Origin of the sequence: Helcobacillus massiliensis (genome assembly GCF_033106145.1) — a bacterium.
GTDB classification, from domain to species: domain Bacteria; phylum Actinomycetota; class Actinomycetes; order Actinomycetales; family Dermabacteraceae; genus Helcobacillus; species Helcobacillus massiliensis.
On record NZ_CP136959.1, the window covers coordinates 2,009,841 to 2,035,380 of the forward strand.

Consider the following 25,540-nt stretch of genomic DNA (forward strand, 5'->3'; position numbering starts at 1 on the left):
GGCCACTCAGCCCCGGCGCCGGCCGACGGGCCCGCTCAGCCGCAGCGGCTCAGAGCAGCCCCTGCTTCTTCAGCCACTTCTCCGCCACGGCCGACGCCTTCGCCCCCGAATCCACGCTGTCCGTGTTCAGGGCGATCAGCTCATCGGTGGTGAGCTTCGCGATCACGCCCTCCACCGCCTTCTTGTGCGCGTCCTCCAGGGCGCTCTTCGCCAGCGGCACCACGTTCTGCGGCAGGATCAGGCTCTTCGGGTCCTCCAGCGTCACGAAGCCGTTCTTCTTGATCGCCGGGTCCGCGGAGTAGATGTCGGCGAGCTGCACATCGCCGTCCAGCAGTGCCTTCACGGTGAGGGGGCCGCCGGAGTCCTCCACGCCCACCACGGACACGTCCGCGCCGTACACCTTCTTCAGACCCTTCGGCCCGTACGGGCGCGCCTCGAACTCGCTGTTCGCGGCGACCTTCAGATCCTTGATGCCGGCGAGGTCGCCCAGCTGCTTGAGCGAATGCTCCTTCGCGAACTCAGCGGTCGTGTTGATGGAGTCCTGATCGGCGGCCTCCGCGAACGCCAGCGCCTCCCAGCCCTTCGGCATGGACTCACCGAGTGCCTTGTGGATCTCCTCCGCCGTTTTCGCGGTCGCGTCCTTCTGGAAGTACTGCAGGGTGTTGCCGAGGTACTCCGGGAACAGGTCGATCTTCCCCGCCTCGATCTCCGACATGTACACCTCGCGCTGACCGATCCGGTACTGGCGGTCCACGGTGCCGCCCGCCTTCTCGATGACGAGGGCGAACAGTTCGGCGATCACTTCGTTCGAGTAGTAGTCCTGGCTGCCGATGCGCACAACCTTGCCCACCTTCGCGTCACCGCCGCCGGAGCCACCGGAGGAGTCCTTGTCCTTCAGGGGGTCACTGCCGGCGCCACAGGCGGCGAGAGCAGCAGCAGCGGTTCCTGCGAGGGCGGCGGCGCCGAGGCCGCGGCGGGTGAAGCGAGGTTCCATGATCAGGGGTCCTTTCGAGGGGGGGACGGGTGGTGGAGACAGTAACGGGCGGGTGGACAGGGGGCCGACGGGTTCGGCGACCTCAGGCGGTGCGGGCGATGCCCTTGGGTCGGGCGGCGCGCTGGACCAGCGCGAGGATGACATCGCACAGGATCGCCAGCACGATCACCAGCAGGCTGCCGGCGAGCATGACCGGGTAGTCCTCGGTCTTCATGCCGAGGAAGATCAGCTTCCCCAGGCCGCCGTTGCCCACATACGCGGCGAGCATCGCGGTGGCAAGGACCTGCATGAACGCGGAGCGCAGACCGCCGATGATCAGTTCGATGCCGAGGGGGACCTCCACCTGGGTGAGGATCTGCATCTCCGTCATCCCCTGCGCGCGGGCCCCATCGATCGTGGAGCGCGGCACGGATTCGAGACCGGAATAGGCGCCGGCGAGGATCGACGGCACCGCCAGCACCACCAGTGCGATCACCGGCGCCACCAGGCCGATGCCGGCCAGCAGCGCGAACAGGGTGAGCAGGCCGAGCGTCGGCAGTGCGCGCGTCAGGCCCGTGGCGAGCACCGCCGCGGACCTCAGGCGCCCCGTGTGCCCCACGTAGAGGCCGATCGGCAGGGCGATCGCCGCCGCGATCGCGAGGGTGATGATCGTGTACATCAGGTGCTGCCCGATGAGCTGCAGCCAGCCCGTCGGCCCCGTGACGTTGATCGGGTCGGTGAGCCACGTGAGGGTCTCGGTGATCATGCGCGCACCCCCGCCCCGCGGGTCCACGGCATCAGCACGCGGCCGATCAGCACGATCAGCTGGTCCAGCAGCACCGCCAACAGCGCCGTGATCACGATGCCCGCCACGATCGACGGCATGATGTTCCGCTCGAAGCCCTGCGTGAACAGAGACCCGAGGCTGGGCACGCCGAGCACAGCGCCGACGGTCGCCAGCGACACCGTGGACACCGCCACCACCCGCAGGCCCGCCACCAGCGCCGGCCCGGCCAGAGGCAGCTCCACGGCGAGGAACCGGTGCATCGGGGCGAAGCCCTGCGCCGTTGCGGACTGCAGCACGTCCCGGTCCACGGCGGTGAACGCGTCGGCCGCCACCGGCACCATGAGCGCCAGGCCGTACAGGGTGAGGGCGATGATGACGTTGGTGGCGCTGCGCAGTTCGATGCCGGTGATCAGCGGCATGATGATGAACAGCGGCAGGGACGGGATCGCATACAGCAGCGCGGACCCCAGCGTGATCGGGGTGCGCAGCGGCCGGAACCGCACGGCCAGGCGCGCCAGCGGCAGCGCCAGCAGGAACGCCAGCAGGATCGGCGGCAGCGACAGCACCAGGTGGTCGACGAACCGCTCCATGATCGTGGAGGCGTTGGCGCTGATCCAGCTCATCCGCGCAGCACCCCAGCCGGTTTGCCGTCCGCATCGAACAGGAGGGTGCGGCCGTTGACGGTCTTCGCGGTCAGTTCGCGTTCGTGGGAGCCGCCGCCCACGAAGTCCGCGGTGAACTCGTCCGCCGGGTTCGTCAGCAGCTCCTCCGGCGGTCCCGCCTGCGCGATCTCACCCCCGGTGCGCAGCAGCACCACGGAGTCGCCGATCAGCATCGCTTCGTCGATGTCGTGGGTGACGAAGATGATCGTCTTCGCCAGCTCCGACTGGATGCGGGTCATCTCGTGCTGCAGTTCGCGCCGCACGATCGGGTCCACCGCACCGAACGGCTCATCCATCAGCAGGATATTCGGGTCCGGGGCGAGCGCCCGGGCCACACCCACACGCTGCTGCTGCCCGCCGGACAGCTGCGCCGGGTAGCGCTTCGCCAGCGACGTATCCAGCCCCACAAGTTCCATCATCTCCAGTGCCCGCGAGCGCGCCTGGCGGCGGTCCATGCCGTTGAGCAAGAGGACCGTGGCGATGTTGTGCTGCACGGTGCGGTGCGGCAGCAGGCCGGAGGCCTGCATGACGTAGCCGATGCGGCGGCGCAGCTTCACCGGGTCCATGGCGGCGACGTCCTCGCCGTCCACGAGGACGCTCCCGCTGGTCGGATCGACCATGCGGTTCACCATGCGCAGCAGGGTGGTCTTGCCGGACCCGGAGGTGCCGACGAACGCGCACGCTGCGCGGGAGTCGATCCGGTGGGAGAACTCCCTGACGGCGACAGTGCCGTCGGGGTACTCCTTGGTGACGTTGTCGAACGAGATCATGCCTCTCCTCACAGCGGGTGCCCACCAGGCTACGCGGCCCGACTCGCGGCTGTCCGCAGGTTCTTCTTCATCGACTACCCTCCTTGCGTGCCCTCGAGAACCCCACGATCCGACGCCCCCGTCGGCCAGCAGTCCCCGGCGCCCAACCCGGGCGCGCACCCGTCGGCCTCCCCCGACGCCGCGCCCGCGCCCGCGGCCACCCGCGCTGCCCGGCTGCGGCAGGCGCTGAAGTTCCTGACCGTGGGCGGGCTGGTGTTCTTCATCGACGCCGCCCTCTACAACGTCCTCGTGTTCTGGGATCCCGCGCACGGCTTCGGCGCGGGATCGCGCGGCGTCCTGAACCACGTGCCGCTCGTTGCGAAGACCGTGACGATCGCGTTCGCCTCGGTCCTCACCTACCTCGGCAACCGCCTGTGGACGTTCAACGACCGGCCCGCGCCCCGCACCTGGCGCTCCATCGTGGTGTTCGCCCTGGTCAACGTGGCGGCGTCCGGTCTGCAGCTGGGGTGCCTCGGCTTCTCCCGGTACGTGCTGGGGCTGGATTCGGCGCTGGCGGACAACCTCTCCGGCACGTTCATCGGGCAGATCGTCTCCACGGCGTTCCGGTACGTCATGTACGGGCGGGTCGTGTTCCCGAAGCGCTGACCCGCTCCGGCGGGACCCGCGGCCCCCGGAGAGGGGCCGCCCGGCGCGTAGACTGAGCCGCACCCCCACAGAAACGGAGTCGTCATGACTGCCACTGACGAGACCACGTCCCCATCCTTCTCCCCACGTGTGGCGATCCAGAAGATCGGCACCAGCCTGTCCACCATGGTGATGCCGAACCTGCCGGCTCTGATCGCATGGGGCATCATCACCGCGCTGTTCATGCCGGCCGGATACCTGCCGCACGAGGGCCTCGCGGGCCTGATCGGCCCCATGATCCACTACCTGCTGCCGCTGATGATCGCGAACACCGGCGGCCGCATGGTGTACGGCGAGCGCGGCGGCGTGGTCGCCGTCATCGCCACCATGGGCGTCATCACCGGCTCCGACTACCTGATCGACCAGATCAACGCCGCCGACCCGGGCGGTGAGCCGCTCGGGCAGATCCACATGTTCATCGGCGCGATGATGATGGCGCCGCTGGCGGCGTGGGTGATGAAGAAGCTGGACCGCCTGTGGGAGGAGCGGATCCCGGCGGGCTTCGAAATGCTGGTGAACCTGTTCAGCGCCGGCATCGTCGGCTTCCTGCTGGCCCTCGCGGGCTTCTTCGGCCTCGCCCCGATCGTCAACTGGCTGATGGCGCTGCTGTCCGACGGCGTCGCCTGGCTGATCAATGCGGGCCTGCTGCCGCTGGTGTCGATCCTGATCGAACCGGCGAAGATCTTCTTCCTCAACAACGCCATCAACCACGGTGTGCTGACGCCGCTGGGCACCGGTGAGTCGTCGCAGACCGGCAAGTCGATCCTGTTCCTGCTGGAGGCGAACCCCGGTCCGGGCCTCGGCATCCTGCTGGCGTTCACGTTCTTCGGGGCGCGCGCCGCGAAGGCCTCCGCACCGGGCGCCGCCGTGATCCACTTCCTCGGCGGTGTGCACGAGATCTACTTCCCGTACGTGCTGATGCGCCCGCAGCTGATCCTCGCGGTCATCGCCGGCGGCATGTCCGGTGTGCTGGTGAACGTCATGCTCGGCACGGGCCTGGTGGCGCCGGCGGCGCCCGGGTCGGTGCTGGCGATCATGGCGCAGTCCGCGCGCGGCGACCACGTGAAGATCCTGCTGTCGATCCTGGTGGCGACCGCGGTGTCGTTCGCGATCGCGTCGCTGCTGCTGAAGCTGTCGCGCCGCACCGATGACGACCTCGCCGGCGCGACCGCGAAGATGGAGTCGATGAAGGGGAAGAAGTCGTCGGTCGCCGGTGCGCTCACGGGGGCCGACGGGTCCACCGCTGCCGCCGGTGCCGCCGGCGCGGCCGGGGCCGGCGCTGCAGGCGGTCGCGGCATCGCCGAGTCCGATCAGGAGCTGCGTGCGATCGCCGCCGACCACCCGGACGACATCCGCCGCATCGTGTTCGCGTGCGACGCCGGCATGGGCTCCTCCGCCATGGGCGCGTCGGTGCTGCGCAAGAAGGTCCGCGCCGCCGGGTTCAAGGACGTGGAGGTGGTCAACCGCGCCATCTCGAACCTGACCGACGAATGGGACCTCGTGGTCACGCACCGCGACCTCGCCCAGCGCGCCTACGCCCCGACCGCGGGCGCGATCCACGTGGCGGTGGACAACTTCATGAACTCCCCGCGCTACGAGGAGATCGTGGACCTGCTGAAGCGCCGGGAGGCCGGCGAGGCCGACCCGGAACCCGTCGGCCCCGCACCCGCCGACGCGCCCGCCGCCGCACCCGCAGAGGCATCTGCCGCGCCCGCCGCGGAGCGGGCCGCCGCGGCCGACGGATCCACAGCGGTTGGCGAAGTCGACCAGAGCGCCGATGCCGCGGGCAGCACCGAGGAGGGCGCCGGCGAGCCGATCATGGCGGCGCGCTCCATCACCCTGCACGGCACCGCCACCACCGCCGAAGAGGCGATCACCGAATCGGGCCGCCTGCTGGTGGAGGCCGGCGCGGTCGACCCCGACTACGTCGACGCCATGCACGAGCGGGAGAAGTCCGTGTCCACGTTCATGGGCAACGGCCTGGCGATCCCGCACGGCACGAACGAGGCGAAGAAGTCCATCCGCCGCTCCGCGATGAGCCTGGTCCGCTACGACCAGCCCGTCGACTGGAACGGCCAGGAGGTCGAGTTTGCGGTCGCGATCGCCGGCCAAGGCGATGAGCACCTGACCCTGTTGCAGAACGTGGCGATGGTGTTCAGCGACCCGGCCCAGGTGGAGCGCCTGCGCGCCGCCGAGACCGAGGAGGAGATCCTCGCTATCTTCGGGACCGACTGAGCCGTCGGCGCAGCCGGCACGGATGGGCGGGCGCGGACCGGGACCTGAGCCTGAGTCGGCGCCCGCCCATCCCCCATACACTGGACGTGGCGCCCGTAGGGCCGCCGCGCGAGAGACGACGCGCCCCGCGACGGGGCGGGATTGAGGCAGACATGAAGAGAACCGTCCACTTCGGAGCGGGCAACATCGGCCGCGGATTCGTGGGGCTGCTGCTGCACCAGGCCGGGTACCACGTCGTCTTCGCCGACGTCGCCGACGCCCTCATCGACTCCCTCAACGAACACCCCAGCTACACCGTCCGCACCGTCGGCACCGGCTCCGGCGAGTTCACGGTCGACGGCTACAGCGCCGTCAACTCCGCGAAGGACCCCGAGAAGCTCACCGAGGAGATCGCCGGCGCCGAGATCATCACCACCGCGGTCGGCGCCCCGATCCTGAAGTTCGTCGCGCCCGCGATCGCCGCCGGCATCGCCGCCCGGCCCGCCGGCTCCCCCCGCGTCGCCGTCATGGCCTGTGAGAACGCCATCAACGCCACCGACATCCTCGAGACGGAGGTCCGGAAGAACTACGCGGGCGACGACCTCGACGAACGCGCCTTCTTCGCCAACACCGCCGTGGACCGCATCGTCCCGAACCAGCCGGAGGGCTCCGGCCTCGACGTCACGGTCGAGGTGTTCCACGAATGGGCGGTGGAGCGCGGCCCGTTCGGCGGCGACGTCCCCGACATCCCCGGCATCACCTGGGTGGACGACCTCGAACCGTACATCGAGCGCAAGCTGTTCACCGTCAACACGGGCCATGCCTGCACCGCGTGGTACGGCTGGAGCGAAGGCTACAGCGTCATCTCCGACGCCATCGCCGACCGCGCCGTCAGCGCCCACGTGCTGTCCGTGCTGAACGAGACCGCGGCGCTGCTGGTCGCCAAGCACGGCTTCGCGATCGAAACGCAGCAGGCGTACATCGAGAAGATCCTGGACCGCTTTGCGAACCCGCACCTGGAGGACTCCTCGGAGCGCGTCGGCCGCTCCCCGATGCGCAAGCTCAGCCGCCACGACCGCATCATCGGCCCGGCGGCGGAGCTCGCGGAGCGCGGCTTCGACCACGGCAGCCTGCTGGACGCATTCCGTGCAGCGCTGCGCTTCACCCCCGATTCGGGTGACGCAGAGGTGCAGCAGCTGCAGGATCTGCTGAACAGCGGCCGGGAAGCCGGTGATCTCGTCCAGGAGATCACCGGGGTTGAGCCGGGGCACCCGCTGTTCGCGTCGCTGGAGCGGATCGTGGCGGAGGAGCAGGACCGCCGCGCCTGAATCGAGGTTCGCGCTCAGCGTCCCCAGACCGTTGCCCGATAGAATCAGGGCACTGATCTTCAACACAGGAAAGAGGGAGAACTCCCATGGCAGAACGTACCGTGAAAGTCGCATCCGCTTCGGGCCTGCATGCGCGCCCGGCAGCGATCTTCTCGAAGGCCGCCGGCGAGCAGCCCGCCAAGGTCACCATTGAGAAGGCCGGCGGCTCCGCCATCGACGCCTCCTCGATCCTCATGCTCATGACCCTCGGCGCCGGCCACGGCGACGAGGTGACCCTCCGCGCTGAGGGCGACGGCGCCGAGGAATCGGTCAACGCCCTCGCCGAGCTGCTCGAGAAGGACCTCGACGCCGAAGGCTGAGCCTCCCCGGATGCGCTGTGGGTCTCCCCGGGTGAAATACGCGTGTCTGCCCTGATGCACTGTGCGTGTGCTGACTCGGCGCATCACCCACGCCCCGGCGTCCAGACGCATCATCCTTGACTGCGCCCCGTTGCTCTCGCCGAGCAGCGGGGCGCTGTCATGCCTCCGCAGCGATCCGAACACGCACCCCTCGCGCAGCTATCCCGAACTAGCGGCGAATCATCCACCCAAAAGCGGCTCCAGCGGTGGATCATTCACCGGAAGTTCCGGGACGGGGACGAGCCGGGACGGGGACGAGCCGGGCCTGGAACGACCTGGCCGAGACCCCCTCAGAGCCCCAGCTGATCCAGCACCGGCAGCTTCGCGCGCACCGCGGCCTTCGCGTCAGCCGCCGTCGGCGCGGACACAGCCGTGAGCGCCAGCTCGCGCGCCTCCTCCATCGTCACCTCGGACAGCACCCGCGCCACCGCAGGCAGCAGACGCGGCGTCATCGACAGGGAGTTCACTCCGAGGCCCACGAGCACCACCGCGAGCGCCGGGTCGCCGGCGGATTCGCCGCACACACCCACGGGTTTGTTGACGTCGGCGCCCACAGCATCGGGGTCGCCGCCGGCGCGGCGGGCACCTGTCGCGGTCGCGCCCACGAGGGCGAGGACGGCGGGCTGCCAGGGGTCGTTGAGCTTGGCGAGGGCGCCGAGCATGCGGTCGGCGGCCATCGTGTACTGGGTGAGGTCGTTGGTGCCGATGGACGCGAAGTCACAGGCGGCGAGGAGATGGTCGGAGGTGAGGGCGGCGCTGGGCGTCTCCACCATGATCCCGGCCTTCTCGATGCCGGCGGCACGGGCCATCTGCATGAAGTCCTCGGTGTCCTCGAGGGTGGAGATCATCGGCGCCATCACCCACGGTTCGGCGCTGGTGGTCTCGGTGGCGCGCTTGATGGCTTCGAGCTGGTTCTCCAGCACGGACCGCTTCTCCCAGGAGGTGCGGTAGGCGCGGATGCCGAGCGCGGGGTTCGGCTCGTCCTCGTCGGTGAGGAACGGCAGCGGCTTGTCGGCACCGGCATCGATGGTGCGGATGGTGACCTTCTTGCCGTCGAAGTGGCGCAGCACCGCGGCGTACGCCTCGGTCTGCTCCTCCACGGTGGGTTCGTCGTCGCGGTCGAGGAACAGGAATTCGGTGCGGAACAGGCCCACGCCGTCGGCGTTCGCCTCCGCAGCGGCGGCAGCGTCGGCGGCGCCTCCGATGTTGGCGAGCAGCGGGATGCGCACGCCGTCCTTGAGGACTGCGCCGCCGCCGTCGTAGGTGAGGGGGTTGGCCTGGAGGTCGGCCCAGGCTGCGGCGAGGTCGCGTTCGCGGTCGGTGACGTGATCGGTGATGATGCCGGTGCCGCCGTCGACGAACACTTCGGTGCCGCTGGTCAGCTGGTCCACGCCCTTCGCTGCGACCACGGCGGGCAGGCCGAGCTGGCGGGCGAGGATGGCGGTGTGGGACTGGGGGCCGCCGTCGGAGGTGATGAGGGCGGTGACCACCGCGGGGTCGAGGGTGGCGGTGTCGGCGGGGGCGAGGTCCACGGCGGCGAGCACGAACGGGGTGTCGCAGTCGGGGATGCCGGGTGCCTGTTCGCCGCGCAGTTCGGCGACGATGCGGGCGCGGACGTCCTTGACGTCGGCGGCGCGCTCGGCCATGTAGCCGCCGAGGCCTTCGAGCATGTCCGCGACCTGGTCGCCGGCCTCCCACACGGCGCGTTCGGCGGTGCGGCGCTCGCTGCGGATGAGGCCCTCGGCGGTGGTGGTGAGGGTGGGGTCGGCGGCCATCTGTGCGGTGGCTTCGAGGACTCCCTTGGCGTCCCCGGTGGCGCGGGAGGCGCGCTCTTCGAGGGCGGTGCGGACCGCTGCGGCGGCCGACGGGATCCGGGCGATCTCCGCCTCGAGGTCGGCGCCGTCGGCGAGGCGCTCGTCAGCGCTGGGCGCGGCGATCGGCGCGGCCATCACCTTGACAACATCGACCACGCGGCCGGGGCTGACAGCTGCTCCACGGAATTCGGTCACGGTCCACCTCTTGGGTCTCGGGTCGGTGAGGACCGCCCCATCCTATGGGCGGACTCTGGGGGAATCTGTGGCGAACGTCCCGCGCTGCGGCGCCCGGCACGGGCCCGAGCGGGGCCGACGGGTTCCCGCGTTCCAGGGACTGCGGCCTGTATCGTTGTGCGAGGCACCTTCGACACGTCGGAGTTCTCGTCCTCCGCCCGAGCGGGCCCGGCGGCCCGCCGGGATGACCGCCCTCGAGAGAAGGATTCCGCGCCATGACCACTGCTTCGCAGCATTCCCCCGCCTCGTCCGGCCCCCTGCCGCCGGCCGACGCTCCGCAGGCCGACGCTCCGCAGGCCCCGAGCGGGCACCAGGTCGGCTTCGACCGGGAGAAGTACATTGCGATGCAGTCCGAGCACATCGCGCAGCGCCGCGCTGAGATCGGCGGCAAGCTGTACCTGGAGATGGGCGGCAAGCTGTTCGACGACATGCACGCCTCCCGCGTGCTGCCCGGCTTCACCCCGGACAACAAGATCGTGATGCTGGAGGAGCTGCGGGACGAGATCGAGATCCTCATCGCGATCAACGCGAAGGACCTGGAGCGCAACAAGATCCGCGCCGATCTCGGCATCTCCTACGAGGAGGAGTCCCTGCGCCTGGTGGACGTGTTCCGTGAGCGCGGGTTCCTCGTGCAGAACATCGTGCTCACGCAGATGGAGGACGGCAACCAGGCGGCGCGGGCGTTCAAGCGGCGCCTGGAGCGCCTGGGCCTGAGCGTGGCGCGGCACCGCACCATCGAGGGCTACCCCGCGGATACGGAGACTGTGGTCTCGGAGAAGGGGCTGGGGCGCAACGACTGGGTGCGCACGTCCCGCGACGTCATCGTGGTGACAGCCCCCGGTCCCGGGTCGGGCAAGCTCGCCACCTGTCTCTCGCAGATCTACCACGACAACCGCAACGGCATCCCCGCGGGCTATGCGAAGTTCGAGACGTTCCCGATCTGGAACCTGCCGCTGGACCACCCGGTGAACCTGGCGTACGAGGCGGCGACCGCGGACCTCGACGACGTCAACATGATCGACCCGTTCCACCTCGCCGCGTACGACGAGCTCGCGGTGAACTACAACCGCGACGTGGAAGTGTTCCCGCTGCTGAAGGTGCTGCTGGAGCAGATGCTCGGCTCCTCCCCGTACCAGTCCCCTACGGACATGGGGGTGAACATGGTCGGCTCCTGCATCAGTGATGACGAGGTGTGCCGGGAGGCGGGCCGCCAGGAGGTGATCCGCCGGTTCTTCAAGGCCCTGGTGGCGGAGCGCCGCGCGGAGGAGGACTCGGATGAGTCGGACAAGATCGCGATCATCATGCGCAAGGTGGGGGTGTCGCGCACGGACCGGCCGGTGGTGCAGCCGGCGCTGGACGTGGCGCGGCGGACGAAGGGGCCCGCGTCGGCGATCCAGCTCGCCGACGGCACCATCATCACCGGCAAGACCACCGAACTGCTCGGCTCCAGCGCCGCGATACTGCTGAATGCGCTGAAGCATCTGGCGGGGATTGAGAAGAAGGCGCTGCTGCTGCACCCGGATGCGATCCGCCCGATCCAGTCGCTGAAGGTGGACCACCTCGGTTCCCGCAATCCGCGCCTGCACACCGACGAGGTGCTGATCGCGCTGTCGAGCTCGGCGTCCACGGATGAGCGGGCGCGCCGGGCCCTGGAGCAGCTGCGGTCCCTGCGCGGCTGCGATGTGCACACCACCACGATCCTCGGAACGGTCGATGAGGGCATCTTCCGCTCCCTCGGCATTGAGGTGACGAGCGAACCGGAGTACCAGGTGCGGCGGATGTTCCAGAAGCGCTGAGTGGCGTTTCCGGGGCCAACGGGTTCTGCGCTTCTGCCCGTCCTGGTTGCCGCGCCATCAACCAGCGCCGCCCCGGAAAGCACGCACGTTCCTGCACCCCACCAGGCCGCACTCTCCTCGCTCCGAGCCGCCTGCTGCGCCCCTCATTCGCCAGCCGCATCCCCATCCGCCAGCGGCACCCCTTCCCGCCGGCGGCACCCCATCCGCCGCTCCGCGCTTTCCGACCGCCGCGCACAGCGAAGGCGCAGACCACGGTGGAGCAGTCTGCGCCTTCGGGGGCGGCATCCGTCGGCCGGGAGGGCAGCCGACGGGTCCCGGGAGTCTCACCGCTCAGCGGCGCCCGAGGCTTGGTGTCTCAGCGAACGACGACCACGCGGCCGTTCACGAACCAGCTGCGCGCCCAGAGCATGTCGGCGGCTGCAGTGCTGATGCGGGAGCAGCCGTGCGATGCCGGGTAGGGCGGGATGCTGTTGGATCCGTGGATCGCCCAGCCGCGGTCGTAGTACGCGGGGCGGTACATGTTGCCGAGCGGGCCTGTCTGCCAGCCCTTGGTGTGGCGGCGGTAGATGCGGAACTTTCCGCGGGGCGTGGTGGCGCGCTTCCAGCGGCCGCCGGAGTAGTATCGCTCGCCGCTGCCGGTCGAGGTGTTGAGGGTGAACTTCAGGACGCCGCCGGAGATGCAGTACAGCAGCTGCTTGCCGAGGTCGACCTCGAAGGCAGTGCCGGACGTGACGGTGGGGCGGGGCTTCACGCCTCGGTCGAGAGCGGCCCAGGTCTTGGCGCCGACGACGCCGTCCGGCTTGAGGCCGGCGGCTTTCTGCAGCGCGTAGACGGCCTGAAGGGTGGTTCCGCCGAACTTGCCGTCCGCGCTGCCGGCCCAGTAGGTGGTGGCATTGAGTCGGGACTGCAGCTGCTTCACAGCGGCACCGCTGGAGCCCTTGCGGAGGGTGGGGCGGTTGCCGCCGGGAGCGGGCTCGGTGGTCGCAGCATCGAGGGCGGCCCATGTCTTCGCGCCGACGACACCGTCGGCTGCGAGGCGCTTGGACTTCTGGAAGGCGATGACGCCGGAACGGGTGCCCTTTCCGAACACGCCGTCGGCGGCGCCGCGCCAGCTAGTGACCTGGCGCAGGCGGTTCTGCAGGTCTTTGACCGCAGCGCCGCGGCTGCCGAGGCGCAGTGTGGGTCGTGCGGCGATCGCTGGGACTGTGAAGGCGGTGAGAGCGGCGGCTGTGCCGACTGCGCCGGCTCCGGCGATGAGGCCGCGGCGGCCGATGCGAGTAGTGGTGTCTGCGGCGACGGATGCGCCGGCTGTGCGTTCGGTATGCATTGTGGTCCCCCATAGTGCAATGCCCGATGGGTATCCCCGTGCTGTGTGGGGTGTTCCGTCTGGGCGGTGGCCGTCGGCGCTTTGCCGACGATGCGGTCGCGAAACAGTTGCCAATGAATAGCAATTGCTTCGTCAAGACCTAGTAAAGCCCCGAGTGTCCTCATAGCGCAAGTCTGGCGACATGGGTACCCGTCCCCACTTCTTTCACTGGTGGAAACCTGGGGCTCAGCGCGGGCGTGGGCGCAGTACAGGTCCCAGGTGTCGGCTGGGCGGACGACGGGCCGCCAGGGCTGCTCGCGAAATGCGATGACTGCTGAACTGGTGTGCAGCAGGCGGCCCGTTCCCCGGGGCCGAGGTTCGGCCATGATGAGAGTTCACGTGAGAAGGCTTGTGGCTGCGATTGTGCTTGTCTCGCATGCGGTGCTCGGCCGCGGTTTCAGGTACCGGCTGCTGCGTGACGAAGGCCGAGAACGCCGGGGAACCCATGGCCACCCGGACCGCCTGGCGGCTCTGCCAGGCCAACGGGTGGCACTCAGCGTTCGGGACCAAGCGAGGCAAGAACGGTCGCCGGCCCGGCCCGCCCGTGCACGATGACCGTGTCAAGCGCCAGTTCACCGCCCAAGGACTGAACCAGCTCTGGCTGACCGACACCACCGAGCACCCCACGGGCGAGGGCAAGCTCTACCTCTGCGCCAACAAACACCTCTACCCCGGGCGGATCGTGGGGTACTCCATGGCCGGGTGCGTGGTGCACCCCAACCGCGGCTCGCAGTTCCGCTCGAACTTGTTCCAAGACGCCCTCAGCCGGCAGGACCGGCTGGGTCGGTTGCCCCCGGTCGAGTACGAGATGCTCGTGGCCCCCACGACCGCACACGCGGCGTGAGACACACTCTCACCTATCCATGCACCAGCCCCCGACCAGGAACCTGGAGAGGACTTTGCCGCCGGCTACCAGATGCTTCAAGGGATCTGGGAGGCCACCGCACCTCATGCAGACTTGGCTCCGCACCGAGCGGCATACCGCTTCGTCTCGCAGGTCTACCCTTCGATTCAGCCTTCTCGAGGTAGTGACGACCTTCTGTGGGCCCGACTGGGCACCAAAACTGTTGGACTTGTCCACGAACACATGAGCGACGTTGCCGTGACACGCGCACACGAGGTCATCGCGACCGATGCCGACACCGCAGCGAAGCTCCTCGAGGAAAGAATCGACGACGAAGTCGAGAACGCCAACGGCACAACCGCCGAGGAAATCGTCGACTCGATCGCCGAACGCTTGAAGAAGCGCACGACCAAGTCCGGCAATGGCACCGATGATCACCCTGTATTTAGGTCACTGGCCGAACGACTCGACCGGCTACGTCAACGCACTATTGCCGCTTCCGAGCAGTCGATCGAGTGGCTGCCCGCAACCTTTGACCCGGCTCGAGATGTGACTGCTGTGGAGACGCTGGCCATCCGGTCGCCGGAGGGCTGCAGGGCACCGGCGCCCAGCTGCCGAAGCCCGTTGAAGGCTGCGTGCTAGCGCACCCCGGCAGGCAGATCCTCTCGGGCGGAGGTGTTGTCCCAGATGAGCGCGCTGTAGATCCGCTCTGCTGGAGCGGTCACTTCCTGCCGGCCTGCAGGGAGCGCACCACCCCGATGATGGCAGCAATCAGGAGCACCGCACCGGCAGCGCTGGCGCCGTGGCGCACCGCGGTGGCCCCGTCGGCGCCGAGAACGAACTGCTCAATGAGCCACACACCGAGGCCGAGGAGCACGGCGATCAGCGTCGCTGTACCGATGAGTGAGGCGATCGAGGTGGACGAGGTCTTCGTGGTGGGTGTGGTGGTGTCGTTATCGGGTGAGGGGGACGGGGTGTGTGCCATGGGAAGCTCCGGAGATTGCGGTGGCAGAGGCGCTGACACTTTAGAGGAGCAGGTGTGTCCCGTGTCAAGTTGTTGGCAGGAATATGGGGCCAGCAAAGTTGGGGGTGTCGGGGCTGGCGTGCCCGAGCTGGACGTCCAGGGGTCGGTCGCAGCGGATGGCCGGCGGCGCCAGACCTTACACACGCCGAGCAACAAGCAGCGTCAATGAACCTGTGCCGCGAAAGGGCGATTAAATGCGTGTGGGCCCCAACTACAAGGCTGGAGCCCACACCACACAAGAAAAAAAGTCCGGCAGCGACCTACTCTCCCACACCCTCCCGAGTGCAGTACCATCGGCGCAGTTGGGCTTAGCTACCGGGTTCGGAAAGGTAACCGGGCGTTTCCCCAACGCTATGACCACCGGAACAACCACACAAGGACCGTTCCACACCACACCCACCGGGTGCGGGGATCAGACACTATACAAACAATACAACCCCACCACCAACACCACCCACAAAAAGGGCACTGCCGGCAGCCACAAGGGGTGCGGTCAATCAACCGCCTAGTGGACGCGAACACACAAGCAAACACACCAACCAACAGCCAGTGCTTTATGCGTATTTTGATAAAGTCATCGACCAATTAGTACCAGTCAGCTCCACACGTTACCGCGCTTCCACATCTGGCCTATCAACCCAATCATCTCTTGGGGGTCTCACACACCCAAAGGTGCACGGATATCTCATCTCGAAGCAGGCTTCCCGCTTAGATGCTTTCAGCGGTTATCCCTTCCCAACGTAGCCAACCAGCCATGCCCTTGGCAGAACAACTGGCACACCAGAGGTCAGTCCATCCCGGTCCTCTCGTACTAGGGACAGGCCTTCTCAAATATCCAACGCGCGCAGCGGATAGGGACCGAACTGTCTCACGACGTTCTAAACCCAGCTCGCGTACCGCTTTAATAGGCGAACAGCCTAACCCTTGGGACCAACTCCAGCCCCAGGATGCGACGAGCCGACATCGAGGTGCCAAACCATGCCGTCGATATGAGCTCTTGGGCAAGATCAGCCTGTTATCCCCGGGGTACCTTTTATCCGTTGAGCGACACCCATTCCACAATGAGGTGCCGGGTCACTAGTTCCAGCTTTCGCTCCTGCCCGACATGTCTGTCTCGCAGTCAAGCTCCCTTGTGCACTTACACTCAACACCTGATGACCGACCAGGCTGAGGGAACCTTTGAGCGCCTCCGTTACTCTTTAGGAGGCAACCGCCCCAGTTAAACTACCCATCAGGCACTGTCCCTGAACCAGATCATGGCTCGAGGTTAGATATCCAAAACGACCAGAGTGGTATTTCAACAACGACTCCACCAACACTAGCGTGCCAGCTTCCCAGTCTCCCACCTATCCTACACAAGCCGCTCCGAACACCAATACCAAACTATAGTAAAGGTCCCGGGGTCTTTCCGTCCTGCTGCGCGTAACGAGCATCTTTACTCGTAATGCAATTTCGCCGAGTTCGCGGTTGAGACAGTGGAGAAGTCGTTACGCCATTCGTGCAGGTCGGAACTTACCCGACAAGGAATTTCGCTACCTTAGGATGGTTATAGTTACCACCGCCGTTTACTGGGGCTTAACTTCCCAGCTTCGCACCCGAAGGCGCTAACCAGTCCGCTTAACCTTCCAGCACCGGGCAGGCGTCAGTGAGTATACAGCGTCTTACGACTTCGCACTCACCTGTGTTTTTAGTAAACAGTCGCTTCTCCCTGGTCTCTGCGACCCTCCCAGCTCTCACTGGTCAGGTCCCCCTTCTCCCAAAGTTACGGGGGTATTTTGCCGAGTTCCTTAACCACGATTCTCTCGAACGCCTCGGTATTCTCTACCAGATCACCTGAGTCGGTTTAGGGTACGGGCGGCTGCGCTCGTGGCGCCGGGACTTTTCTCGGCAGTACAGGATCACCCAACTTCCCCACTAAAGGGTCACTATCACGTCTGACCTACACGCGCCCAACATTACTCGGGCACAGGCTGCACGCTTAGACGGGGACAACCATCGCCCCGCGGAAGCTACCTCACTGCGTCATCCCACACGCTCACCTACTCACCGATTGGACCCCAGCCTCACACCACACCAACACCCGAAGGTGAAGAGCAGCGTTCGGGTGGTTAGCATCACGACTTTCAGCATGGGTCCTCACACAACCGGTACGGGAATATCAACCCGTTATCCATCGACTACGCCTGTCGGCCTCGCCTTAGGACCCGACTAACCCAGGGCGGATAAACCTGGCCCTGGAACCCTTGATCATTCGGCGGACGGGATTCTCACCCGCCTAATCGCTACTCATGCCTGCATTCTCACTCGCACACCATCCACCACAAGGTTCCCCCGCAGCTTCACACAATGCACGACGCTCCCCTACCCACCCCACACACAGTGGAGTGACACAGCTTCGGCGGTGTACTTAAGCCCCGCTGAATTATCGGCGCGGAATCACTTGACCAGTGAGCTATTACGCACTCTTTCAAGGGTGGCTGCTTCTAAGCCAACCTCCTGGTTGTCTCAGCAACTCCACATCCTTTCCCACTTAGCACACGCTTAGGGGCCTTAGCTGATGTTCTGGGCTGTTTCCCTCTCGACTATGAAGCTTATCCCCCACAGTCTCACTGCTGCGCTCTCACGTCACCGGCATTCGGAGTTTGGCTAAGGTCAGTAACCCGGTGGGGCCCATCGCCTATCCAGTGCTCTACCTCCAGGACGAAACACGCAACGCTGCACCTAAATGCATTTCGGGGAGAACCAGCTATCACGAAGTTTGATTGGCCTTTCACCCCTATCCACAGGTCATCCCCTCCATTTTCAACTGAAGTGGGTTCGCGCCTCCACGCGGTCTTACCCGCGCTTCACACTGCCCATGGATAGATCACTTCGCTTCGGGTCTAGAGCCGGCAACTAAAGGCGCCCTATTCAGACTCGCTTTCGCTACGGCTACCCCACACAGGTTAACCTCGCTACCGACCACTAACTCGCAGGCTCATTCTTCAAAAGGCACGCCGTCACCCCACAAAAAAGGCTCCGACGGATTGTAAGCACACGGTTTCAGGTACTATTTCACTCCCCTCCCGGGGTACTTTTCACCTTTCCCTCACGGTACTTGTCCGCTATCGGTCACAAGAAAGTATTTAGGCTTACCAGGTGGTCCTGGCAGATTCACACCGGATTTCACGAGCCCGGTCCTACTCGGGACAATGCACCATCACCCAGCCATGCAGTTTCAGCTACGGGACTCACACCCACTACGGTTCCCCACTCACAAGGATTCACCTACCACACACTGACAGCGACGACCAGGCGGCAGCCCAATCCATGCACATCCCACAACCCCTGATCAGCAACCTCTGCCGAGTATCACACCAACCAGGTTTAGCCACATCCGCTTTCGCTCGCCACTACTCACGGAATCACAATTGTTTTCTCTTCCTACGGGTACTGAGATGTTTCACTTCCCCGCGTTCCCCCCATACCGCCTATACATTCAACGGCAGGTACCAGACCATAACGCCTGGCAGGTTTCCCCATTCGGACATCCCCGGCTCACAGGTCGGTTGTCACCTCCCCGGGGCTTAACGCAGACTCCCACGTCCTTCATCGGCTTCTTGTGCCCAGGCATCCACCGTGCGCCCTTGAAAACTTCAACAAAACACACATAAAAATGAACACACAGAGACAAAACAAAAACAAAGCTTCGTTTCGCAACAATCTGTAAATTGCTTACAAGATGCTCGCGTCCACTATGCAGTTGACAAACAACACCCCCACACCAAGGCCCCACCACCCACACAGGATGGCTCCTACCCCAGCAGGGAAGAAACGACACAAGCCGCCTCACACCCCAATAGTGTGCCTACCAAACCCCACCAGCCGAACCCAGACCCGTTCCAGCACCCCCGAAGAGACACGTACTAGAGCCAGCCCAACCAGCAGCAGCCTGTTGATTCATTGATGTTCCACCCAACGAGCAGCACCCGCAACACACTCGGTCACGACAGTGCCAAAACGCTCGAAAGATACTCCTTAGAAAGGAGGTGATCCAGCCGCACCTTCCGGTACGGCTACCTTGTTACGACTTAGTCCCAATCACCGATCCCACCTTCGACAGCTCCCTCCCACAAGGGGTAAGGCCACTGGCTTCGGGTGTTACCGACTTTCGTGACTTGACGGGCGGTGTGTACAAGGCCCGGGAACGTATTCACCGCAGCATTGCTGATCTGCGATTACTAGCGACTCCGACTTCATGGGGTCGAGTTGCAGACCCCAATCCGAACTGAGACCGGCTTTTTGGGATTCGCTCCACCTCACAGTATCGCAACCCATTGTACCGACCATTGTAGCACGCGTGAAGCCCAAGACATAAGGGGCATGATGATTTGACGTCATCCCCACCTTCCTCCGAGTTAACCCCGGCAGTCTCCCATGAGTCCCCACCCGAAGTGCTGGCAACATGGAACGAGGGTTGCGCTCGTTGCGGGACTTAACCCAACATCTCACGACACGAGCTGACGACAACCATGCACCACCTGTGCACCAGTCCAAAGAAAACCACATCTCTGCAGCGATCCAGTGCATGTCAAGCCTTGGTAAGGTTCTTCGCGTTGCATCGAATTAATCCGCATGCTCCGCCGCTTGTGCGGGCCCCCGTCAATTCCTTTGAGTTTTAGCCTTGCGGCCGTACTCCCCAGGCGGGGCACTTAATGCGTTAGCTACGGCGCGGAAAACGTGGAATGTTCCCCACACCTAGTGCCCAACGTTTACGGCATGGACTACCAGGGTATCTAATCCTGTTCGCTCCCCATGCTTTCGCTTCTCAGTGTCAGTAATGGCCCAGAGACCTGCCTTCGCCATCGGTGTTCCTCCTGATATCTGCGCATTTCACCGCTACACCAGGAATTCCAGTCTCCCCTACCACACTCTAGCCTGCCCGTACCCACCGCACGCCCAACGTTAAGCATTGGGTTTTCACGGCAGACGCGACAAGCCACCTACAAGCTCTTTACGCCCAATAATTCCGGACAACGCTTGCGCCCTACGTATTACCGCGGCTGCTGGCACGTAGTTAGCCGGCGCTTCTTCTGCAGGTACCGTCACCCAAAGGCTTCTTCCCTACTGAAAGAGGTTTACAACCCGAAGGCCGTCATCCCCCACGCGGCGTCGCTGCATCAGGCTTCCGCCCATTGTGCAATATTCCCCACTGCTGCCTCCCGTAGGAGTCTGGGCCGTGTCTCAGTCCCAGTGTGGCCGGTCGCCCTCTCAGGCCGGCTACCCGTCATCGCCTTGGTGAGCCATCACCTCACCAACAAACTGATAGGCCGCGAGCCCATCCTCCACCGATAAATCTTTCCAACCCACACCATGCGGTGCAGACAGAACATCCGGTATTAGCCCCGATTTCTCGAAGTTATCCCGAAGTGAAGGGCAGGTTACTCACGTGATACTCACCCGTTCGCCACTAATCCAACCCAGCAAGCTGGGCCTTCATCGTTCGACTTGCATGTGTTAAGCACGCCGCCAGCGTTCGTCCTGAGCCAGGATCAAACTCTCCATAAAAAAATTTGAAACCCGGCAGAAAACAAACAACCGACGCTGATAAAAATCTGCGTTCAATTGTCCGAAGAAATCAACTAGAAAATTGATCCTCTGCCAAAAAAACTTTGGCATCAATAAACAGACACACTATTGAGATATCAAACAACTTGCGCACCCGAACCTCGCCCCCGATCACAATCGGCGGTTCCTTCCGGAGCAACCCCTCTAACCTACTCAGCTGACCAGACCCTGTCAAATCCCGGCTCCGTGACCTCAGTCACACCGAACGACTTCGCCAGTTCACCTCTTCAGTTATCTCCCTGAGCAGCATACGGAAGAAGTTCATCTCCCGTTCACCGCCCTGCGGGGCAACGAGATAAAACATTACGGCCCCCGAACCGAGGCGCGCAAGCCCAACCGGGTGTTTCGTGGTCCGTGTCATAAAACGGCTCTGTCCTGGGGTTCTGATCACTCCCTGAGACCTTCCCGAGAGCCTCCCGCCACTGCAGCACCGACCCCCAACAGTTCGGTGGTCCTTCCTCCTCCACCTCCCTGCTTGCACTCCGCTACCACTCTGCTTGGTCACCGGCAGCACCTATCGGTGCAGGCTGGATTGCACCACCTACGGGTGCGGGTACGGGAGGGGTCATCGAGCAGTTCAGGCAGGAATGGGGCATCGAGCGGCGCGGCTACGAGGGGCGCACCGACCGTCCCAAGCCGGGGGCATCGATCCTTCTGCGGATGTGGGAGATCTGGCGCTTGAAGTCCCGAACAGAGCCATCAATCGTCGGCAAGCGCACGGCGCCACGTCCGTAAGGGCCCCGGAGAGGGGGCGGTCCACTGCCCGCCAGTGCCGCGGCGGTCACCTGGTACTCCGGTCGTCACTCTGACCGCTGCAGCCATCCGGTTCTGCGCCCGACCCCGGAAACGACAGAAGGACCCCGGCCGAACCGGGGTCCTTCTGCGTCGATCTCCTGCATGCCCTTGGGCGATGCTGCGGAGCCGAATCTTCGGCGGTAGCGGGGGGATTTGAACCCCCGGTGCGGGGTTGCCGCACACGACATTTCGAGTGTCGCACCTTCGGCCGCTCGGACACGCTACCGTCCGTACACGTTACCGGAGCCTGCAGTCGCCGCCAAGTCGATTCCAGTTCATGCGTTCGAGGTCACGCACCGCGTCCGCGCGGATAGGCTTCCCCGTATGACTGGAACCGAGACACCGCAGAACCCGTCGGCCGAGCGCACCATCCCGCCGATCCCCCACAAGCGTCCCATCATCCGCAGCCACCACGGCGACGACGTCGTCGACGACTTCGACTGGCTGCGCGACAAGGAGAACCCCGAGGTGATCGAGCACCTCACGGCGGAGAACGCCTACAGCGACACCGTAATGGCGCCGCTGAAGGACCTGCGCGGCGCCATCACGGAGGAGATCCGCTCCCATACGCAGGAGACCGACACCTCCGTCCCCTTCCGCGACGGCGACTTCTGGTACCTCACCCGCACCCGCGAAGGCGACGACTACCCCCGCTACTCCCGCATCCGCGCCACCGGTGACTACGCCGACGCCCCGCCCGTCATCGACGACACCAGCGACGCCCTCCTCGACGGCGAGGAGATCATCCTCGACGCTCAGGCCCTCGCCGAAGGCGAAGAGTTCTCCTCCCTGGGTGGCATGACCGTCAACGACGCATCCAACCGCCTCGCCTACGCCGTCGACACCACCGGCGGTGAGGTGTACCGGCTGATCATCAAGGACCTCACCACCGGCGACATCATCGACGACGGCGTCACCGACATCGCCTACGGCCTCGCCTTCTCCACCGACGGCTCCCGCATCATCTACGCCACCAACAACGACGCGTGGCGGCAGTACCGCATCCACATGCACACGATCGGCGCCCCGCAGTCGGAGGACCGCCTCATCCTCGAAGAAGAGGACGAGAAGTTCATGATCGGCTTCAGCGAATCCCGCGACGGCACCATGCTCGTCGCCGAAGCCGCCTCCCGCACCACCAGCGAATGCTGGATCATGTCGCTGGACGACCCCGACGCCGAGCCGGTCACCGTCGGAGGCCGCACCCCCGGCCTCGAATACTCCGTGGAGTGGGCCGGCGACCACCTGCTCATCGTCCACAACGCCACCACCAGCGGATTCTCCGTGGCCGCATGCGCGGCAGACTCCGTCGGTCCCCGCAACAACCCCACCGACACCCCGGGCTGCTGGGCGGACGTCCTCGACGCCGCCAGCGGGGAGCGCATCGCCGCCGTGGACGCGTTCGCCTCCCACATCGCGGTCTCCATGCGGGCCGACGGGCGCCCCGCCGTCCGCATCATCCCCCGCGCCGAGCAGGCCGACGGGGGCAGGGAGGCCGACGGGGGCAGGGAGGCCGACGGGGGCAGCGCTTCCCTCGCCGACCGCTGGAACGCGCGACTCGCCTGGGACATCTCCCACGGCGGCGAGCTCGACGGCGTGGACCTCGTCCACAACAACCTGTTCGAGCAGACCACCGTGCGCTACGCCCTGCAGTCCATGCTCACCCCGCTCACCATCGCCGAGATCGACACAACCGCCGGGCCCCAGCAGCAGCCCACCATCCTCAAGGTCAAGAACGTCCCCAACTTCGATGCCCGCCAGTACCGCGAGCACCGGCTCTGGGCCACCGCGCAGGACGGCACCGCCATCCCCATCTCCCTCGTGCACCGCGCCGAGGTGAAGCCCGACGGCGGCAACCCCGGCTTCCTCTACGGGTACGGGTCGTACGAGATCCCGTCCGATCCCTCCCTCGTGCCGAGCTGGCTGAGCATGCTGGACCGCGGAGTCGTGGTCGCCATCGCGCACATCCGCGGCGGCGGCGAGATGGGCCGCGACTGGTACGACAACGGCAAGATGCTGAAGAAGAAGAACACCTTCACCGACTTCGTGGACTGCGCCCAGTTCCTCGTGGACGAGGGCTGGTTCCACCCGGACCGCATCGCCGCTGAGGGCGGCTCCGCCGGCGGCCTGCTGATGGGCGCCGTCGCGAACCTGGCGCCGGAGAAGTTCCGCGCGATCCACGCCGCCGTCCCCTTCGTGGACGCACTCACCACCATCCTCGACCCGAGTCTGCCGCTGACCGTGGGCGAATGGGAGGAGTGGGGCAACCCGCTGGAGGACCCGGAGGTGTACCGATACATGAAGGGGTACTCCCCGACCGAGAACATCCGCGACGTCCAGTACCCCGCGATCCTCGCCACCACGAGCCTCAACGACATCCGCGTGTTCTTCGTGGAACCGGCGAAATGGGTGGCCCGCCTGCGCGAAGAGACCTCCAACTACAGCGGCCGCCCCGAGGAGGCAGCGCCGATCCCGGACCGTCCGATCCTGTTCAAGCTGGAGATGGTCGCCGGGCACGGCGGTCGTTCGGGACGCTACGCGAAGTGGGAGGAGCGCGCCGAGCAGCTCGCATTCCTGCTCGATCAGATCGACGCGACGCAGCTGCTGACGGCGGACTGACCGTCTGACGCCAGCGCCGGACCCGACCGGCGAAATCCCGGTGAATGATCCACCTCTGGAGCGCTCCAGGGGTGGATCATTCTTCTCAACGTCGGGTCGGGAGCCGGACGGGGCGGCGCGGGACAGGCGGGGACGGCGCCACCGCGGGCAGAGGTTGCGACGTGGGTCACGACGGGCTAGCATCACCGCAACCCTGATATATCAGTCGTCCACAACTTAGCTGCTGCACATCGATGTGCACACCAGTGAAGGAGAATCCCCATGGCGACCACCTCTTCGCCAACCCGCGCGCACCTCGCCACAACCGAGAAGTCCAGTGCGCTGCGCATCCTCACCTACGCAGGCGCCATCCTCGCCTTCCTCATCGGCTCCGGCTTCGCCACCGGCCAGGAGATCCTCCAGTACTTCGCCTCCTACGGCTACTGGGGGATCTTCGGCACCGCCCTGGTCACGCTCATCCTCATCAGCTACGTCTCGGTCGAGTTCCTGACGGTGGGCCGCGCCGAACAGTACGAGCGCCCCTCCAGCATCTTTCAGTACTACTGCGGCCGCATCCTCGGCACCGGCTTCGACTACTTCTCCACCCTGTTCGTGTTCCTCAGCTTCACCGTGATGGTGTCCGGCGCCGGCGCCGTCTTCAAGGAGCACTACGGCCTCTCTCCGTACATCGGCGGTGTGGCGCTTGCGATCGCCGTCGGCCTCAGCGTGTGGTTCGGTCTGAAGTCGTTGGTGGACGTCATCGGCAAGATCGGCCCGCTGATCGTCGTGGTCGCCATCGCCCTCGGCCTCGTGGGCGTGCTGCGGAACCCGTCGGGCCTGGCCGACGGGGTCGCCCTCCTGCCCACCCTCGAGGTCAAGCAGGCGTCCTCCACCTGGTTCATGTCGGCCCTGTCGTACGTGGGCTTCTGCATGCTGTGGCTCGCAGCGTTCCTGACGGCGCTGGGCAAGTCCACCCGGTCGCAGAAGGAAGGAGTCGCCGGCGGCATCCTCGGCGGCACCGCGTTCGCCATCGCCTGCTCCATCGTCGGCATGGGTCTGCTGGCGAACATCGCGCACGTGGGCACCTCGGAGATTCCGATGCTGACGCTCGCCTCCGACATCAGCCCGCTGCTGGCCTCCGGCATCTCCGTGATGGTGGTCGCCGGCATCTACACCACCGCAGTGCCGCTGCTGTGGACTGTTGCCTCGCGCTTCTTCGCCGACCGCACCCCGAACTTCAAGTACCTGACGGTGGGGCTGGCGGCGCTCGGCACCGTGATCGGCCTGATCCTGCCGTTCAGCGACATGGTCAACCTGGTGTACGTGATCAACGGCTACGTGGGCGTGATCCTGCTGATCATGATGGTCATCAGGACTGTTCGACGCGTCGCCAGCGGCGAGGGCCTGCTGCCGCGCGGTCGCCGCACCGACGCGCCTGACTCCGCTCGCTGATCCGAGCGCGGGAGCACCCGCTGCTGAGGGGAGCGTCCGCTGCGGATCGGGACGCGGCGTCAATCACCGCGACACCCAGAATTCAGAAGAGAAAACCACCTCTGGAGCGTTCCAGAGGTGGTTTTCTCTTCCAGAGTTCAGCCCGCGAAGGCTGACCGGGGACAGCGGGCCAGTTCTGCTGACCGGATCCAGCG

16 protein-coding genes, 1 tRNA gene and 3 rRNA genes are annotated in these 25,540 nt (G+C 65.7%); 9 read left to right on the forward strand and 11 right to left on the reverse strand.

Annotated elements, in window-relative coordinates; all coding sequences use genetic code 11:
* Positions 1-49 precede the first annotated feature (49 nt).
* From R3I40_RS09225 to R3I40_RS09240, 4 genes are all read right to left on the reverse strand, one after another.
* Positions 50-994 (reverse strand): ABC transporter substrate-binding protein, encoded by a 945-nt coding sequence (locus R3I40_RS09225; RefSeq protein ID WP_259923671.1) that lies wholly within the window; start codon positions 992-994, stop codon positions 50-52.
* A gap of 82 nt (positions 995-1,076) precedes the next feature.
* Complete coding sequence (locus R3I40_RS09230; protein WP_183376813.1) at positions 1,077-1,739, reverse strand: ABC transporter permease; 663 nt, start codon at positions 1,737-1,739, stop codon at positions 1,077-1,079.
* On the reverse strand, positions 1,736-2,383 hold the full coding sequence (locus R3I40_RS09235; RefSeq protein ID WP_183376811.1) for an ABC transporter permease: 648 nt from the start codon (positions 2,381-2,383) through the stop codon (positions 1,736-1,738). Before R3I40_RS09235 ends, R3I40_RS09230 begins: the two co-directional genes overlap by 4 nt.
* A complete protein-coding gene (locus R3I40_RS09240; protein ID WP_285262300.1) occupies positions 2,380-3,192 on the reverse strand; it encodes an ABC transporter ATP-binding protein in 813 nt (270 codons plus the stop codon). Before R3I40_RS09240 ends, R3I40_RS09235 begins: the two co-directional genes overlap by 4 nt.
* An 87-nt stretch (positions 3,193-3,279) precedes the next feature.
* On the opposite strand from R3I40_RS09240, the gene R3I40_RS09245 reads away from it, so the two are divergent.
* The 4 genes from R3I40_RS09245 to R3I40_RS09260 all read left to right on the forward strand — a co-directional run bounded on the left by R3I40_RS09245 (position 3,280) and on the right by R3I40_RS09260 (position 7,777).
* Positions 3,280-3,837 carry a GtrA family protein gene (locus tag R3I40_RS09245; RefSeq protein ID WP_285262301.1) on the forward strand — a complete coding sequence of 186 codons (558 nt, stop codon included), beginning with the start codon at positions 3,280-3,282 and terminating at the stop codon, positions 3,835-3,837.
* A gap of 84 nt (positions 3,838-3,921) precedes the next feature.
* Positions 3,922-6,111 carry a PTS sugar transporter subunit IIA gene (locus tag R3I40_RS09250; protein ID WP_285262302.1) on the forward strand — a complete coding sequence of 730 codons (2,190 nt, stop codon included), beginning with the start codon at positions 3,922-3,924 and terminating at the stop codon, positions 6,109-6,111.
* A gap of 152 nt (positions 6,112-6,263) precedes the next feature.
* Positions 6,264-7,418, forward strand: coding sequence for a mannitol-1-phosphate 5-dehydrogenase (locus R3I40_RS09255; RefSeq protein ID WP_183376808.1), 1,155 nt, complete (start codon positions 6,264-6,266; stop codon positions 7,416-7,418).
* 86 nt (positions 7,419-7,504) lie between these two features.
* Positions 7,505-7,777: an HPr family phosphocarrier protein gene (locus tag R3I40_RS09260; protein WP_183376807.1), complete on the forward strand. Its 273-nt coding sequence runs from the start codon at positions 7,505-7,507 to the stop codon at positions 7,775-7,777.
* Positions 7,778-8,106: 329 nt separating this feature from the next.
* On the opposite strand, the gene ptsP is transcribed toward R3I40_RS09260, so the two are convergent.
* Positions 8,107-9,825 carry a phosphoenolpyruvate--protein phosphotransferase gene (ptsP, locus tag R3I40_RS09265; RefSeq protein ID WP_285262303.1) on the reverse strand — a complete coding sequence of 573 codons (1,719 nt, stop codon included), beginning with the start codon at positions 9,823-9,825 and terminating at the stop codon, positions 8,107-8,109.
* A 254-nt stretch (positions 9,826-10,079) separates the two neighbouring features.
* Between ptsP and R3I40_RS09270 the strand changes: the two genes are divergently transcribed.
* Complete coding sequence (locus R3I40_RS09270) at positions 10,080-11,660, forward strand: DUF1846 domain-containing protein (RefSeq protein ID WP_285262304.1); 1,581 nt, start codon at positions 10,080-10,082, stop codon at positions 11,658-11,660.
* A gap of 355 nt (positions 11,661-12,015) precedes the next feature.
* Here the strand turns inward: R3I40_RS09270 and R3I40_RS09275 are convergent, their stop codons facing one another.
* Positions 12,016-12,987, reverse strand: a complete 972-nt coding sequence (locus R3I40_RS09275) for a L,D-transpeptidase family protein (protein WP_285262305.1) — start codon at positions 12,985-12,987, stop codon at positions 12,016-12,018.
* Between the two features lie 454 nt (positions 12,988-13,441).
* Between R3I40_RS09275 and R3I40_RS09280 the strand changes: the two genes are divergently transcribed.
* Together R3I40_RS09280 and R3I40_RS09285 are read left to right on the forward strand one after the other, a co-directional pair.
* Positions 13,442-13,870 carry a hypothetical protein gene (locus R3I40_RS09280; RefSeq protein WP_396349469.1) on the forward strand — a complete coding sequence of 143 codons (429 nt, stop codon included), beginning with the start codon at positions 13,442-13,444 and terminating at the stop codon, positions 13,868-13,870.
* Positions 13,871-14,113: 243 nt separating this feature from the next.
* Entirely contained in the window at positions 14,114-14,512 is a 399-nt protein-coding gene (locus R3I40_RS09285; protein WP_239376726.1) for a hypothetical protein, read from the forward strand.
* Positions 14,513-14,591: 79 nt separating this feature from the next.
* Here the strand turns inward: R3I40_RS09285 and R3I40_RS09290 are convergent, their stop codons facing one another.
* The 5 genes from R3I40_RS09290 to R3I40_RS09310 form a co-directional block, all read right to left on the reverse strand.
* Positions 14,592-14,855 (reverse strand): hypothetical protein, encoded by a 264-nt coding sequence (locus R3I40_RS09290; protein WP_285262306.1) that lies wholly within the window; start codon positions 14,853-14,855, stop codon positions 14,592-14,594.
* A gap of 286 nt (positions 14,856-15,141) precedes the next feature.
* Positions 15,142-15,259, reverse strand: a 5S ribosomal RNA gene (gene rrf / locus R3I40_RS09295).
* Positions 15,260-15,459: 200 nt separating this feature from the next.
* Positions 15,460-18,534 (reverse strand): 23S ribosomal RNA (locus R3I40_RS09300).
* Between the two features lie 381 nt (positions 18,535-18,915).
* Positions 18,916-20,441: ribosomal RNA gene (locus tag R3I40_RS09305) — 16S ribosomal RNA — on the reverse strand.
* The 16S, 23S and 5S rRNA genes sit together here, the layout of an rRNA operon.
* 993 nt (positions 20,442-21,434) lie before the next feature.
* A tRNA-Ser gene (locus R3I40_RS09310) sits at positions 21,435-21,522 on the reverse strand.
* A 98-nt stretch (positions 21,523-21,620) separates the two neighbouring features.
* Here R3I40_RS09310 and R3I40_RS09315 point away from each other — a divergent pair.
* Both R3I40_RS09315 and R3I40_RS09320 read left to right on the forward strand, forming a co-directional pair.
* Positions 21,621-23,915: a S9 family peptidase gene (locus tag R3I40_RS09315; RefSeq protein ID WP_285261812.1), complete on the forward strand. Its 2,295-nt coding sequence runs from the start codon at positions 21,621-21,623 to the stop codon at positions 23,913-23,915.
* Between the two features lie 261 nt (positions 23,916-24,176).
* Entirely contained in the window at positions 24,177-25,346 is a 1,170-nt protein-coding gene (locus R3I40_RS09320; RefSeq protein ID WP_259923910.1) for a YkvI family membrane protein, read from the forward strand.
* Positions 25,347-25,540: the final 194 nt, after the last annotated feature.